The 15,353-nt window shown below is 25.2% G+C and carries 12 protein-coding genes; 6 read left to right on the top strand and 6 right to left on the bottom strand.

Annotation, left to right across the window (positions count from 1 at the left end; genetic code table 11):
• Positions 1–393: 393 nt before the first annotated feature.
• The gene (htpX, locus tag D9V75_RS01550) at positions 394–1,272 is read right to left on the bottom strand and encodes a protease HtpX (RefSeq protein ID WP_158343587.1); all 879 of its coding nucleotides are present in this window, start codon (positions 1,270–1,272) and stop codon (positions 394–396) included.
• 225 nt (positions 1,273–1,497) lie between these two features.
• Positions 1,498–2,979, bottom strand: a complete 1,482-nt coding sequence (zwf, locus tag D9V75_RS01545; protein ID WP_158343585.1) for a glucose-6-phosphate dehydrogenase — start codon at positions 2,977–2,979, stop codon at positions 1,498–1,500.
• Between the two features lie 307 nt (positions 2,980–3,286).
• Here zwf and pyk point away from each other — a divergent pair, with 307 nt between their 5' ends.
• The gene (gene pyk, locus D9V75_RS01540) at positions 3,287–4,729 is read left to right on the top strand and encodes a pyruvate kinase (protein WP_158343584.1); all 1,443 of its coding nucleotides are present in this window, start codon (positions 3,287–3,289) and stop codon (positions 4,727–4,729) included.
• A 35-nt stretch (positions 4,730–4,764) separates the two neighbouring features.
• Here the strand turns inward: pyk and mepM are convergent, their stop codons facing one another.
• Entirely contained in the window at positions 4,765–5,979 is a 1,215-nt protein-coding gene (gene mepM / locus D9V75_RS01535; RefSeq protein WP_158343582.1) for a murein DD-endopeptidase MepM, read from the bottom strand.
• A 279-nt stretch (positions 5,980–6,258) separates the two neighbouring features.
• Between mepM and znuC the strand changes: the two genes are divergently transcribed.
• Positions 6,259–6,978: a zinc ABC transporter ATP-binding protein ZnuC gene (gene znuC, locus D9V75_RS01530; RefSeq protein ID WP_158343580.1), complete on the top strand. Its 720-nt coding sequence runs from the start codon at positions 6,259–6,261 to the stop codon at positions 6,976–6,978.
• Positions 6,979–7,013: 35 nt separating this feature from the next.
• Positions 7,014–7,805, top strand: coding sequence for a zinc ABC transporter permease subunit ZnuB (gene znuB / locus D9V75_RS01525; protein WP_158343578.1), 792 nt, complete (start codon positions 7,014–7,016; stop codon positions 7,803–7,805).
• Here the strand turns inward: znuB and aspS are convergent.
• The 3 genes from aspS to trxB all read right to left on the bottom strand — a co-directional run bounded on the left by aspS (position 7,798) and on the right by trxB (position 11,067).
• A complete protein-coding gene (aspS, locus tag D9V75_RS01520) occupies positions 7,798–9,567 on the bottom strand; it encodes an aspartate--tRNA ligase (protein ID WP_158343576.1) in 1,770 nt (589 codons plus the stop codon). The genes znuB and aspS overlap by 8 nt on opposite strands.
• A 208-nt stretch (positions 9,568–9,775) precedes the next feature.
• A complete protein-coding gene (infA, locus tag D9V75_RS01515; RefSeq protein WP_158343574.1) occupies positions 9,776–9,994 on the bottom strand; it encodes a translation initiation factor IF-1 in 219 nt (72 codons plus the stop codon).
• 110 nt (positions 9,995–10,104) lie between these two features.
• Positions 10,105–11,067 carry a thioredoxin-disulfide reductase gene (gene trxB, locus D9V75_RS01510; RefSeq protein ID WP_158343573.1) on the bottom strand — a complete coding sequence of 321 codons (963 nt, stop codon included), beginning with the start codon at positions 11,065–11,067 and terminating at the stop codon, positions 10,105–10,107.
• Positions 11,068–11,362: 295 nt separating this feature from the next.
• Here trxB and serS point away from each other — a divergent pair, with 295 nt between their 5' ends.
• Genes serS through aroA form a run of 3 tightly spaced genes read left to right on the top strand, consistent with a single transcriptional unit; the run spans position 11,363 to position 15,124 of the window.
• Complete coding sequence (serS, locus tag D9V75_RS01505; RefSeq protein WP_158343571.1) at positions 11,363–12,646, top strand: serine--tRNA ligase; 1,284 nt, start codon at positions 11,363–11,365, stop codon at positions 12,644–12,646.
• Between the two features lie 51 nt (positions 12,647–12,697).
• Complete coding sequence (serC, locus tag D9V75_RS01500) at positions 12,698–13,783, top strand: 3-phosphoserine/phosphohydroxythreonine transaminase (protein ID WP_158343569.1); 1,086 nt, start codon at positions 12,698–12,700, stop codon at positions 13,781–13,783.
• 54 nt (positions 13,784–13,837) lie between these two features.
• Positions 13,838–15,124, top strand: a complete 1,287-nt coding sequence (aroA, locus tag D9V75_RS01495) for a 3-phosphoshikimate 1-carboxyvinyltransferase (protein WP_158343567.1) — start codon at positions 13,838–13,840, stop codon at positions 15,122–15,124.
• Positions 15,125–15,353 lie beyond the last annotated feature (229 nt).

Genomic DNA, 15,353 nt, shown 5'->3' with positions numbered 1-15,353 from the left:
AAACATAGTCAAACTACATCTTTTAATTTTTTAATTATTTTAATTAATTTTTGATTTTTATTCTCTTCCTTAATGTCTTGAGAATATATTTGACAGTCTTAGTTTTTTATTTATTTAGAAATCAAAAAAACATTGTATAAGACATAAATGTAAGATTTGAAAAGAGATATTATATTAAGATTTTTGTTTTAAATTTTTAAAATTTACAATAATAAATTTAAAATAACTTTTACTTGTTTTTTAAAAATTAAATTAATTATATTTAAAATATAATTAACACATTTTATGTTATAACATTTTAAAAAAAAAAACAAGTTTAAGTTAATTTATAAATCTTAAAAGATTGTATCTATTCTCTTAATAGATATGATTATTTCTATTAAGAGAAATTTTTTACATATAATCTTGATTATATAATGCTTCTATTCTTTTATCTAAAGACGGATGAGAAGCAAATAATTGTAAAAAAGAATGAGATTTTCCATTAATACACAGTGCAATCATACTTTCAGACTCTTGAGGCTCATAGCTAATTTTCAGACGATTTAATGCAGAAATCATTTTTTCTCGACCTACTAAATTAGCTGAGCTTGCGTCAGCATAAAATTCACGGTGTCTTGAAAACCACATAGTAATCGTACTTGCTAATACACCAAAAATTAATTCTAAAAATGTAGATATTAAAAAATATGAGATTGGATTTTTTTCTTCTACATCTTCTTCATTTCGGTTGTTTGTGACTAAACCAGTAATTATTTGTGAAAGCATGCGTGATATAAAAATAACAAAAGTATTTACTACTCCTTGAATTAAAGTCATAGTAATCATATCACCATTAGAAATATGACTAATTTCATGAGCTATTACAGCTTCCGCTTCTTCTCGGGTCATGTTTTCTAACAATCCTGTAGAGATTGCAATTAAAGCAGAATTTTTTCGCGCTCCAGTGGCAAATGCATTCATATCAATAGCATGATATATTGCTATTTGTGGCATGATAATGCCTTTTTTAATAGATTGCTGACGAACAGTATCAATTATCCATTTTTCTGTTTCATTTCGAGGATGAATAATAATTTTTCCATTTACAGAACGCAATGCAATCCATTTTGACATAATAAGTGATAAAAACGAACCACTGAATCCAAATAAACTTGAAATAATTAATAGACCGTAAACACTGTTAGACTGAACACCTATCAGACTAAGGATTAGGCCAAATATTAACATAACAGCTAAATTAGTGCACAAAAAAAGAATAATGCGTATCATAAGATATTATCTTCCTTAATTAAAAAAAACTAGTCTTGATAAAAAATATGATAAAGAACAGAAAAAAAATATTTTTAAATTAGTATTTATTATAATTCATAAAAATATTATGAGTAAATTAGATAAAATCTAAAAATAATTTTCAATATTTTTATATTTTTAAAATATTAATTTTAAGCTAACATAATATTCTTTACGAAGTCAAGATAGATAACTTGTTCAAGTTTAAATTTTGTCAAATCTGTTCCATTTTCGATTATCTTTATTTATCATAAGATTTGAATTTATTGGTCCCCATGAACCTGCTTTATATAATTGTAATGTACTTTTTTTTTCTTTTTTCCAAGCATTAACGATTGGATCTATCCATTTCCACGCTTCTTCGACTTCTTCTCGACATACAAATAAAGATTGAATTCCTTTCATACTCTCTAACAATAATCTTTCATATGCATCAATTAAATTGTAACTACTTATTTCTTTAAAGTAATTAAATTTCATCAAATAGCTTTTTAATTTGTACTGTTCTTCTATGCCTGGGATTTTATTTAATATATTCATGTAAATACTTGCATTTGGCTCTAAACGTATAATTAATTTATTCTGAGGAAATTCTTTACAAGAATATTGGAATAAATTATTAGAAGTTTTTTTAAAATAAATAACTATTTCAGAGTATTTATGTGCTAGACGTTTTCCAGTTCTTAAGTAAAATGGAACACCTAACCACTGATCATTTTCGATTTCTACTTTAAGAGAAACAAACGTTTCAGTGTCACTATTTTGATTTGAACCGTTTTCTTTTAGATAAGAAGGTACATTTTTTCCTTTTATAATGCCGGAAGAATATTGCCCTCTAGCAGTTTTTTGATTTATGTTATCTTTGTCAATCTTTCTTAAAGATCGTAATATTTTTATTTTTTCTTCTTGAATATATTTAGATTCAAAATTTTTTGGCATCGACATTGCAACAATAGTTAGCATTTGCAATAAATGATTTTGAACCATATCTTTCATCTGTCCCATTTGATCAAAATAATTCCATCTATTTTCAATTCCTACTTCTTCAGAAACAGTGATTTGTACATGATCAATTATCTTGTTGTTCCAATTATGATAAAATAACGAATTAGCAAAACGTAAAGGTAAAAGATTTAAAACTGTTTCTTTACCGAGATAATGATCAATTCTAAAAATTTGAGATTCTAAAAAATATTTTGAAATTTTATTGTTAATTTCTTGAGATGTTTCTAAAGAAATTCCTAATGGTTTTTCTATAATTATACGTGTTAAATTGGAATTTAAATTTAATTTTCCTAATTGAGTAAAAATTGAATCAAATGTACTGGGAGGTACAGCGCAATAATAAATTGTTACATTGCGTCTTATTTTCAGTATCTCTTTTAATTTTAAAAAATCTGACGTTTTATAAACATCAATATTGCAAAAATATAAGCGATTACTTAGCTTTTTCCAATAAACATCATCAATTTCTTCATTTAAAAATTGTTTTATTGAATTTTTTACTTCTTTTTTATACTCTTGAGCGTTCCAATTTGCACGACCTGCACCAATGATACGTGTATTTTTATGAATATTGTGAGATTTTTCTAACTTGTATAAAGCAGGAAGTAATTTTCTTTTTGACAAATCCCCTTTTGCTCCAAAAATTACTAAATCGCAACCTGTATCAATATTTTTAATCATCTTTTTCTCTTTATCAAATTTATATAATGCTTGAAACTAATATTTCAAAATATGATTTATTGAAGATGTAATGTTTCATTAAATTAAAAAATATTTATTATATAAGATTATTTGTTTATGTGTATTATTTTTTATACAATAGAGTTAAAAAATTTAATATTACTTAATAATTCAAAGAATATAAATATTTTTTTCTGTATACATTATTAATTTTATTAAAACATTTATAAATTTTTTAAGTTTTTCTATTTTTACAAATAAAATTCAATCTTATTTGGAATTACGTTTACAATTTCGAGGTATTATTATGTTAAATCGATTAAGAAGAACTAAAATTGTTGTTACTTTAGGACCATCTACAGATGATAATAATAATTTAAAGAAAATCATTCAATCTGGAGCCAATGTGCTACGATTAAATTTTTCTCATGGTTCAGCAAATGAACATAAAATAAGAGCAAAAAAAGCTAGAGAAATCATGATTGAATTAAATTGTCACATTGCACTACTTGGAGATTTGCAAGGTCCTAAAATCAGAATTTCCAGATTTAAAAAAAATAAAATTCTTTTAAAAATAGGTCATTTTTTTATTTTAGATTCAAATTTAGAAGAAAATTTCGGAACAGAAGAAAGAGTAGGAATTGACTATAAAAATTTACCATATGATTTAAAAAAAAATGATATTCTTTTGTTAGATGACGGAAAAATACAATTGAAAGTACTTGATGTAAATGATTCTGAAATATTTACTATAGTTCAAATTGGAGGAATTCTTTCTAATAATAAAGGAATTAATAAATTAGGGGGGGGGTTATCTGCTGATGTTTTAACTGAAAAAGATAAAAAAGATATCATACTTGCTTCAGAGATTGATGTAGATTATTTAGCAATATCATTTCCGAGATGCAGTCATGACATAAATGAAGCCAGAGAGCTAGCTAAAAAATCAGGAAGTTGTGCAAATATTGTTGCTAAAATAGAAAGAGCCGAATCTGTAAAAAATCAACAGATTATTGAAGATATCATATTAGCTTCAGATGCTATAATGATAGCCAGAGGAGATTTAGGCGTTGAAATTGGCGATTCCGAATTAGTAGGTATTCAAAAAAGATTAATTCGAACTGCTAGACAATTAAACAAAGTTGTAATTACTGCAACGCAAATGATGGAATCAATGATAATTAATCCATTACCTACTCGGGCTGAAGTAATGGATGTCGCGAATGCAGTTTTAGACGGAAGTGATGCAGTTATGCTTTCAGCAGAAACTGCATCTGGAAAATATCCATCAGAAACTGTCATTAATATGGCAAAAGTTTGTAGAGGTGCAGAAAAAGTACCTAGTATTAATGTATCTAGACACCGTCTTAACATAAAATTTAATGATGTTGAAGAAGCGATTGCTATGTCATCTATGTATGCGGCTAATCATTTAATTGGGATTTCAGCAATTATTACTATGACGGAATCAGGAAAAACTGCTCTAATGACTTCTAGAATTACATCTGGTTTACCAATTTTTGCTTTATCTAAAAATATAAGAACTTTAAATTTATCGGCTCTTTATAGAGGCGTAATTCCTATTTATTTTGATAGCAAAAAACACGGATCTCAAGCAGCAAACAATGCTATTAATTTATTATATAAAAAAAATTTTTTATCAATTGGTGATTTAGTAATTGTTACTCAAGGTGATATTATTGGAAAAAAAGGTAAAACAAATACTATTCGAATTTTAAAGGTTATATAATTTTTTTTAGAGGAAAATATACCTTAGAAGTTGTATTATTTTAACATTTTTAAAATTTTTTTTGATTCTTTTAAAAAAATTTTTTTTTCTTCATTTGTGAGAATTTTAAAAAACAAATATTGTACATTCATAGGATTAATTGCGCAATTATTATTCCAAATTTCATAATGTAAATGTGGTCCAGTAGTTCTTCCTGTATTTCCAGATAAAGCAATTTTTTCGCCTTTCTTTATTTCATCTCCAGGATGTATAAGAATTTTTTTTAGATGCATATATCTTGTTTTAAATTGATTTAAATGTTCTATTTCAATAAAAAAACCTGCTATAGAATTAAATTCAGCTTTTTTTACTTGACCATTGCTCGTAGCTAAAACAGGGGTACCTTCAGGCATAGCTAAGTCAATTCCTAAATGACGACTGACGCGATGCGTTATTGGATGTAGACGATTTAGATTAAATTTAGAAGAAATTCGATATTTTTTTAAAAATGAGAAATCCATAAAATCATTTTTTTCGTTTAAACCATTAATATTATAAAACGATTCATTAAATGCTCGAATAGAATAGTATGTTTTTCCAAAATTATTTAATTTAATCCCTAATAAATATCTATTTTTTTTTGTTTTTTCTAAACTATCTGATTTATATAAAAAAATTAAATTAAAGTTACTTCCAATATTTAATTTATTGAAATTTATTTGCCATTTTATAGCTTTAATAATCTCATATATTTCATTTTTATTTAAACCCGATTTTTGTGCACTTTTAAAAAAATTTGAATTTTTTTTGATAAGGATAATTTTATTTTTTAATAAAATTTTTGGAAAATGATTAATAACAATAAAATTGTTACTGACTCTTTTATATATTTTTTTTTGTATTTTGGAAAAATACCATTTTAACTCTAACAATTCTCCAGATTTATTAATTGTCCAAGAAAAAGTATCTCCTATGTTTATTACATTTAAACATGAGTCTTTTTTGATTAATTTTAAAATGTCATTTATATTGACTCCTGACTGATTTAAAATTGTCCCAATTTGATCTCCTTTAAAAATAGTATATTGATATTTTATACAATTATTGTCTTTTTTTTTATAACAGTTTTTTTTTAATAAAATATTTGCTTTTGATACAGAAAAAAATGTAATAAAAAATAAAAAAACAAATAATTTTAAATTAATTATTAATTCTATTGTTTTTTTAACATGTGTTTTTAAATAAAATAATGATTGACAAATTTTTTGCACTTTATTTTGTTCCTTTTAATTTCAAAAAACATATTGATTAAATAAAAATTTTATATAACTATATTTCTTCAACAAAACAAAAAGTATATGAATAATTACATACGTTATTATAAGTTTCATTATGTTGTTCATGGTTTACTTATTACAGTTTAATTATATAAGAGCACAAAATAAATTTTTTATAAAAAATTTTTTATTTTTCATATAATTTATATTTTTTTAAAAAAATCTAACCTATAATAAAATTATAAAAATATAAAGTATGTAATTCGATTAACTATGTTAAAACTAATCAAACTAAATAATATTTACGTAAATCTATCAAATCGATCTATTCTTTCAAATATATCATTTTCTTTAAAATCTAATCGTATTCTAACTTTAATTGGACCAAATGGAGCGGGTAAATCCACTTTGGTTCGTGTTGTATTAGGATTGATAAAGCCTAGTTTGGGAAAGATTACTTACTTATCAAAATTATCTATTGGTTATGTTCCTCAAAAACTCTATCTTAATCATTTATTACCTGTTACAGTAGAACGTTTTATGCAGTTATCTCAAAAAATCAAAGAAAACAACAAAATATTAGAAATACTGAAAAAAGTAAAAGCAGAATCTTTAAAGAATTGTCAATTACAAAAGTTGTCTGGAGGAGAAATGCAGCGTGTTCTCTTGGCGAGAGCTTTATTAAATAATCCTCATTTGCTGGTTTTAGATGAGTTAACACAAGGTGTTGATATGTCTGGTCAACTTGATTTATATGAATTAATCAATGAAATTCGAAATGATTTAAAATGTGCTATTTTAATGGTTTCTCATGATTTAAATTTTATAATGTCAAAAACAGATGATATCATTTGCTTGAACAATTATGTTTGCTGCTCTGGTACTCCAGAGAAAGTGTTTAAAAATTTAGAATTCATTTCTATATTTGGATTAAATCGAATAAAAGAATTAGCGATTTATCATCATAATCACAAGCATATTCATAATTGTTAAAATTGTAACATATATTAATAGAGCGATTTTTTATTATGTGTGAAATGATTTTTATAGCATGGGTAGCTGGCATTTTACTAGCTGTAGCAACAGGGATTTTAGGTTCTTTTATAGTTTGGCGTCGAATGTCATCTTTTGGAGATGCTCTATCTCATTCTTCTTTATTAGGTTTTTCTATATCTATAGTATTTGATATTAATTCTTTTTTCATGGTTTTTACGGTTGTAAGTTTGCTTGCTATTGTGTTATCATTTTTAGAAAAGATTCTTCCTTTATCTCTAGATACCATTTTAGGAATTATGTCTCATAGTTCTCTATCTCTTGGAATCGTATTTATGAGTTTAATTTCCAAAGATAAACAGAAAGATATTAATAGTTATTTATTTGGTGATTTATTATCTGTAACATATTCTGATCTAATTTACATTGCTTTCGGAAGTTTATTAATTTTAAGTATTTTAATTATAAAATGGAAATCTATTTTATCAGCCACGATTAATGAAGAATTAGCTCAAATTAATGGAGTTAATGTTTTTTATGCGCGTTTAACTGTAATGCTTACCACTGCTTTAGCTATTTCTATAGCTATTAAGTTTGTTGGAGCTTTACTAGTTACTTCTTTACTAATTATTCCTCCATCTACAGCTCAAAATTTTTCAGGTTCTCCAGAAAAAATGGCTATTGTTTCAGTAATTTTAAGTATTTTTTCTGTTACAGGGGGTATAGTTTTATCTGTTTTTTATCACACACCGGTTAGTTCATCAATTGTCTTATTTTCTTTTTTGTTATACTTATTGAGTAACATAAAAAGTGTTTTTTTTAAGTAACTTCATTAAAAGTATTTTTTATAATCTTAATTCCTATTTCTTTCAATTTATAATCATTTAATTCACTAGGAGAATTTGTCATTAAACAAGTAGCAGATGTTGTTTTAGGAAAAGCAATCACATCTCTAATATTTTTACTATTAGTTAAAAGCATAACAATTCTGTCTAATCCTAAAGCTATACCTGCATGTGGAGGAGCTCCGTATTTTAAAGCTTCAATAAAAAATCCAAATTTTTTATTTTGAATTTTATTTTCTATTTTTAGTATATCAAAAATTTTTTTTTGAATATTATAATTATTAATTCGAACTGATCCTCCTCCAATTTCATAACCGTTCATTACAAGATCATAACTATCAGCTATAGCAAGTTCAGGTGTTTTGTGTAGTTTTTTTTCATCTTCTTTTTTCGGAGAAGTGAATGGATGATGCATAGAAGAAAAACAATTGTTTGAGTCTTTAATAAACATAGGAAAATCTACAATCCAAACTGGTTTCCAAGAAGATTTTTTAGTAATTTTTAAATCAATTCCTATCTTAATCCTTAACATTCCAAGAACTTTATTAACAATATGTGTTTCATCAGCGATTAAAAAAAGAATGTCTTTAGATTTAGCATTAGTTTTTTTTAATATTTTATTGATTACATGATTATTTAATAGTTTTTTCATTGAACTTTGAAAATTATAATACTTATCTTCTATCTTTTCTAATTTTATATAAAATAATTTTTTAGCACCATTTTTTTTTGAATATTCAGAGTAATCATCAATTTTTTTACGACTTAAATTAGATGCATTAGGAATGCGTAATAATGCTATTCGATTTTTTTTATTTAAATTCAAGTTAAAAAACAATTTATGATTAGATTTTTTAAATATATTAGAAACATCAATAATTTTTATTGGATTTCGTAAATCTGGTTTATCTGATCCATAAATTTCCATTGATTTATGAAAAGAAATTGTGGGAAATTTTGATAATTTTGAACTAATTGTTTTAGACCAAACAGTTTTTATTAATTTTTCAACAATACTTCGAATTTGAGTAGAAGTTACAAAAGAAGCTTCAATATCAATTTGAGTAAATTCTGGTTGACGATCTGATCGTAAATCTTCATCTCGAAAGCATTTTGCTATTTGATAATATCTGTCTACTCCAGAAATCATTAACAATTGCTTAAATAATTGAGGGGATTGCGGCAAAGCAAAAAACTTTCCATGATAATTTCTACTAGGAACTAAATAATCTCTGGCTCCTTCTGGAGTAGATTTAGTTAAAATTGGTGTTTCGACATCTATGAAATTTTTTTTCTTCATAAATGTCCTTATTAAATCTACTACATTGCTTCTTATTTTTAGATTTTCAATAATTTTATTATAACGTAAATCTAAATAGCGATATTTTAGTTTGGTATCATCACGATTGCTAGTAAAATCAAGCGGAATCGGTTTGGACGAATTTAAAATATTTAATTCATCTGCTAAAATTTCAATTTCTCCAGTGTAAAGTTTGCAATTTTTTTGTTTTCTTTTTATCACAATACCTAAAATTTGAACACAAAAATTATTTTTTAACTTTTTCGCTTGTTTAAAAATTACATCATTATTTGATTGAAAAACGACTTGAACTATCCCCGTCCAATCGCTTATATCCACAAAAATAAATTGACCAAAATTACGAATCTTATAGATCCATCCGCATACTGCGATTTTCTTATTTAAGTCAATTGTTTGAATTTGTCCGCAATATTTAGTACGCATATATTCTCTTTTTTTATAGAAAATAATTATTTTACCTTTAATGAATATATCAACTGTCTGAAAGTTAGAAATAATAATATACACTTTGAAAAATTAAATTGTTTTAAAAAATAAAAATAAATACTTTTTTAAATCATACAATTACATATTTAATATTGATTAAATTTAATTATATGATAATAATATTTATTTTTTTAAAGTATCAAAATTATCTGCTTCTAAAAATAATTCGACCTTTATTTAAATCATAAGGAGTTAGTTCAACAGTTACTTTATCTCCAGTTAATATTCTAATGTAATTTTTTCTCATTTTACCTGAAATATGTGCTGTTATAATATGTTTATTGTCTAATTCAACACGAAACATAGTATTAGGTAAAGTGTCGATTACTGTTCCATGCATTTCAATATTATCTTCTTTAGTCATGTAATACTCTATAATTTAAAATTTTATTTTTTTGATTTATGCATTATATCTAATACCGTCTTGTTTTACCAGTCTGTAATTTTTTGTATGAACCGTATTAAACGCATTTTTTATAATTTTATAGAATTAAGATAACGCTCGCTATCTAATGCAGCCATGCATCCACTTGAAGATGATGTAATTGCTTGTCTATACACATGATCAATCACATCTCCAGCTGCAAAAATACCAGGGATACTTGTTTGTGTGTAATTTCCATGAGTTTCTCTAGAAACTTGAATATAACCATTTTTTATTTTTAATTGATCAATAAAAATATTTGTATTAGGTACGTGACCAATTGCAACAAACAATCCAGATACTGCTAGTGTTTTTTCTTTTTTTTCTTTTAATTTTATTTTTTCAATTAATATTGAATTAACACCAAGTACATTTCCAAAGATTTTTTTCACAGTATAATTTAAATGAAGTATAACTTTTTTTTCTTGTATTTTATTCATTAATCTACTAACTAAAATTTTTTCAGCACTAAAATTACTTTTTCGATGTATTAAATGAACTTTTTTAACAAAGTTTGACAAGTATAAAGTTTCTTCTATAGCAGTGTTTCCACCTCCTACTACGGCAATTTCTTTACCTTTATAAAAAAATCCATCGCATACTGCGCATGTTGATACGCCTTTTCCTTTAAATAATTCTTCTGATTCTAATCCTAGATAACGGGGACTTGCCCCCGTAGCAATAATGATTGCATCAGCAATATATGTATATTTTTCTCCGTTTAAAACAAATGGTTTATTTTTAAAATCTACTTTAATAATGTTATCAGTTATAATTTTTATATTAAAATTCAAGGCATGTAGATACATTCGATTCATGAGCTCTGGTCCAGTGATTTTATTAAAATCTCCAGGCCAATTTTCAATTTCATTTGTATTCATTAATTGACCTCCTTTATTTATTCCGGTAATTAAGAAAGGATTTAAATTAGACCTTGCAGCATAAATAGCCGCAGTGTATCCTGCTGGTCCAGAGCCTAAAATGATTAATTTGCTATATTTTTTATTTTTCATGTTATATATTTTATAAGTTGAAAAGATTTTTACGAAGTTAATAAGAATTTTTTGAGTACTTTTAAAAAAATTAATTATTTTTTAATTTATTTTTATATTTAATGTATTGAAAGTTTATAAATTTATTAGTGTAATAGAATTTCAATAGAATGCATTTATAAATAAATATAATTTTTTTATTGTTTAACTAAAATTTATTAATTTTTAATAAATTTATTAAATGTTGTTCTAATGTAGAATATATTCATATATATTTTAAAACAATGTTTAATTTTAACTTAAAGACTACGATATCATGTTAGATCCTTATTTATTACGTAATGAATTACCTTCAGTATCTAAAAGATTATTAAAAAAAGGTTTTATATTAGATATTGCATTAATCTCTTCTATGGAAGAAAAACGTAAAATTCTTCAAATTAAAACTGAAAATTTGCAACATACGCATCATAATTTATCTAATGAGTTTAAACAATCCAATCTAATTAAAAAAGAAAACAGTTTTTTGAAACAAAAAGTCATAGAATCAAGTCAAAATTTAAATAAATATATAAAAAAATTAAAAATACTTAAAAAAAAAATTGATGACTTTTCTTCTTTAATACCTAATATTCCCGATGATGATGTTCCTGAAGGAATTAAATCAATACATAACAAAAAAATAAAATATTGGGGAATTAAAAAAAAATATACCTTTGAAGTTCAAGATCACATTCAAATAGGAAAAAAAATAAATCAACTAGATTGGGAATCTGCATCAAAAATATCAGGATCTCGCTTTATAGTGATGAAAGGAGGAATTGCTCTTTTACATCGTGCATTAAGTCAGTTCATGTTGGATTTACATACTATTAAACACCATTATGTAGAAACTTATGTGCCTTATTTAGTTAATTCTGAATCACTTTATGGTACAGGTCAATTACCTAAATTTAGCGATGATTTATTTCATATTAATTTAATTAACGAAAAAAAATACATCTTGATACCTACAGCAGAAGTTCCACTGACCAATTTATTTAGAAATCAAATCTTAGACGAAGAAAAACTACCTATTATGTTAACAGCTCATACTCCATGTTTTAGATCTGAAGCTTCTTCTTATGGAAAAGATGTAAAGGGATTAATTAGATTACATCAATTTGATAAAGTAGAACTTGTGCAAATTGTTTTGCCAGAAGAATCCAAGAAAACATTGGAAAAATTAACCTTTCATGCAGAAACAGTATTGCGATTATTAGAACTTCCTTATAGGAAGATACTTTTATGTGGAGGAGAAATGGGTTTTTCTGCGGCAAAGACTTATGATCTAGAAGTTTGGTTTCCTTCTCAAAAAAAATACAGAGAAATATCTTCTTGTTCTAATATGAGCGATTTTCAAGCTAGACGAATGAAATCAAGGTATAGAAAAAAATTTGAAAAAAAAACATATTTTCCACATACATTAAATGGTTCGGGTTTAGCGATCGGTAGAACTTTAGCCGCTATATTAGAAAATTATCAACATGCTGATGGTCGTGTAGAAGTTCCAAAAATATTACAAAAAAATTACATGAATGGTTTGGATTTTATTAATTAATCTTAGATTTTTTATATAAAAATTCGAAAATATTACATAATTGGTGAAATTATGAATTTAATTTATAATTTTAGTGCCGGTCCGGCTATGATTCCAACAGAAGTGTTATATCAAGCTAAAAACGAACTTCAAAATTGGAATCAATCTGGCTCTTCTATCATGGAAATTAGTCATCGCAGTGATCAGTTTGTTCAAGTTGCGTTGGAAGCTGAAAAAGATTTAAGAGATTTGCTAAAAATATCTGATGAGTATAAAGTTTTATTTTGTCATGGAGGAGCTAGAGGTCAGTTTTCTGCTGTTCCTTTAAATTTATTAAGAAATTTTAAGCACGCAGATTATATTAATAGTGGATACTGGTCTGAATGCGCTTCAATTGAAGCTGAAAAATATTGTATTCCTAAAAAAATATTTATAAAAAAAATAAAAAATAATCAAATATCTCTTGCACCTCCTTCAACGTGGAATATTAGCAATAAAACAGCTTATATACATTATTGCCCTAATGAAACTATTGATGGTTTATCTATTTATGAGGAACCAATTTTTTATGGAAAAATAGTTGTGGGAGATTTTTCATCATGCATTTTATCTAGATTTATTAATGTTAACAATTATGATCTTATTTATGCAAGTGCTCAAAAAAACATTGGCCCTTCAGGAATTACAATAGTTATCATTAAAGAAAAATTATTAAAATATTCATCTAAAATTTCTCCTTCTATTTTAGATTATCATACAATTTCAAAATATAGTTCTATGTTTAATACCCCTCCTACATTTGCTTGGTATTTATCAGGTTTAGTATTTAAATGGTTAAAAAAGAGAGGAGGTTTAAAAAAAATAGAAAAAATAAATAAAAAAAAAGCTGAATTACTGTATAAAAAAATAGATGATAGTGATTTCTATATTAATAGAATAAATAAAAAAAATAGATCTGAAATGAATGTTATATTCCATTTAATAAATCCTAAATTAAATAAAATATTTTTAAAACAAGCCAGTCAGTTGGGATTAAATTACTTGAAAGGACACTATATAGTAGGAGGGATGCGAGCATCAATTTATAATGCTATGCCTATATCAGGAGTAAAATCTTTAGTGGATTTCATGATAAAATTTGAAAAAAAGTATGGATAAATTTAAACACAACATTAACAAATAATTTTTAATTAAAGGAGAGAATAATTTATTATGAAAGAATCGCTGCATTTAAAACCTGTTTCTTATGTAAATGGATCCATTTACTTACCAGGTTCAAAAAGTATTTCAAATAGAGCTTTACTGCTATCTTCGATGGCCAGTGGAGTTACGTATTTAACTAATTTATTAGATAGCAATGATACTCAATATATGTTAAATGCATTAAAAAAAATAGGTATTAATTATGATTTATCTCAAGATAAAAAAAGTTGCCATATTCAAGGAATCGGTCAATCTTTTCAGTTATCCAAACCTATTTCATTATTTTTAGGAAATGCAGGTACTGCAATAAGACCTTTACTTGCTGCGCTATCTTTAAATAATAATGATGTTATATTGAGCGGGGAAAATAGAATGCATGAAAGACCTATTAAAGATCTTGTTAATGCACTTAGACAAGGAGGGGCGATTATAGAATATAAAAAAAACGATGGCTATCCTCCAATTCATTCTAAAGGAGGATTTATTGGTGGTTGTATTGATTTAAATGGAACTATTTCCAGTCAATTTTTAACATCATTACTAATGATAGCTCCACTTGCTCCAAAAGATACTACTATAAATATTAAAGGAAATTTGGTCTCTAAACTTTATATTGATATTACCCTTAATTTAATTAAATCTTTTGGAATTCATATTAAAAATAATTCTTATTCTCATTTTTATATAAAAGGGAACCAGCAATATCAAACACCTGGTCATTATTTAATAGAAGGGGATGCTTCATCTGCTTCTTATTTTTTAGCGGCAGCCGCTATTAAAGGTGGTTCAATTAAAGTCTTTGGAGTTGGGAAAAATAGTATTCAAGGAGACATACATTTTGCAAATGTTTTAGAACAAATGGGAGCAATCATTCATTGGGATAACTCTTTTATTTCTTGCACTAGAAGTGGATTATATGGAGTAGATTTAGATATGAATCATATTCCTGATGCTGCTATGACAATTGCAATGGTGGCTCTTTTCGCGAAAGGAACTACAATTATTAGAAATATATACAATTGGCGATTAAAAGAAACAGATCGTTTGTCAGCAATGGCTATAGAATTAAAGAAAATTGGTGCAAAAGTAGAAGAAGGAAAGGATTTTTTATCTATAACTCCTCCAAATTCATTTAAATATGCAAGCATAAATACTTATAACGATCATCGTATAGCAATGTGTTTTTCCTTAGTTTCTTTATCTCTTGTAGGTGTTAATATACTTAATCCAAAGTGCACTTCAAAAACTTTTCCTTCTTATTTTAAAGATTTTTTATCTATTAGTAAATTTTACTAAAATTTATTTAAAAATTAATTATCAAGATAATTTTTATAAATTTAAATATGTGATTAATATAATTAATTCACTATTTTTTTAATAAATCTTTTTAAAAGTAAACAATATAAAAATTATTTAAAAAATATAGTTTTTATCTTTTAAATTTAAACTTTTTAATTTATATGTACTTATTAATTTAAAAAACATGATATTTAATTATGCTAGAAGTTTTTAGTATATTGTTTAA

This window comes from Buchnera aphidicola (Muscaphis stroyani) (genome assembly GCF_005080865.1).
Classification (GTDB): domain Bacteria; phylum Pseudomonadota; class Gammaproteobacteria; order Enterobacterales; family Enterobacteriaceae; genus Buchnera; species Buchnera aphidicola_AG.
Note: the sequence above shows the minus strand (reverse complement) of the source record. Positions and strands in the feature narration are given on the sequence as shown.

Coding starts and splice junctions, on each gene's coding strand:
- htpX (WP_158343587.1), bottom strand. CDS start 1,272: ATGATACGCATTATTCTTTTTTTGTGCACTAATTTAGCTGTTATGTTA.
- zwf (WP_158343585.1), bottom strand. CDS start 2,979: ATGATTAAAAATATTGATACAGGTTGCGATTTAGTAATTTTTGGAGCA.
- pyk (WP_158343584.1), top strand. CDS start 3,287: ATGTTAAATCGATTAAGAAGAACTAAAATTGTTGTTACTTTAGGACCA.
- znuC (WP_158343580.1), top strand. CDS start 6,259: ATGTTAAAACTAATCAAACTAAATAATATTTACGTAAATCTATCAAAT.
- znuB (WP_158343578.1), top strand. CDS start 7,014: ATGTGTGAAATGATTTTTATAGCATGGGTAGCTGGCATTTTACTAGCT.
- aspS (WP_158343576.1), bottom strand. CDS start 9,567: ATGCGTACTAAATATTGCGGACAAATTCAAACAATTGACTTAAATAAG.
- infA (WP_158343574.1), bottom strand. CDS start 9,994: ATGACTAAAGAAGATAATATTGAAATGCATGGAACAGTAATCGACACT.
- trxB (WP_158343573.1), bottom strand. CDS start 11,067: ATGAAAAATAAAAAATATAGCAAATTAATCATTTTAGGCTCTGGACCA.
- serS (WP_158343571.1), top strand. CDS start 11,363: ATGTTAGATCCTTATTTATTACGTAATGAATTACCTTCAGTATCTAAA.
- serC (WP_158343569.1), top strand. CDS start 12,698: ATGAATTTAATTTATAATTTTAGTGCCGGTCCGGCTATGATTCCAACA.
- aroA (WP_158343567.1), top strand. CDS start 13,838: ATGAAAGAATCGCTGCATTTAAAACCTGTTTCTTATGTAAATGGATCC.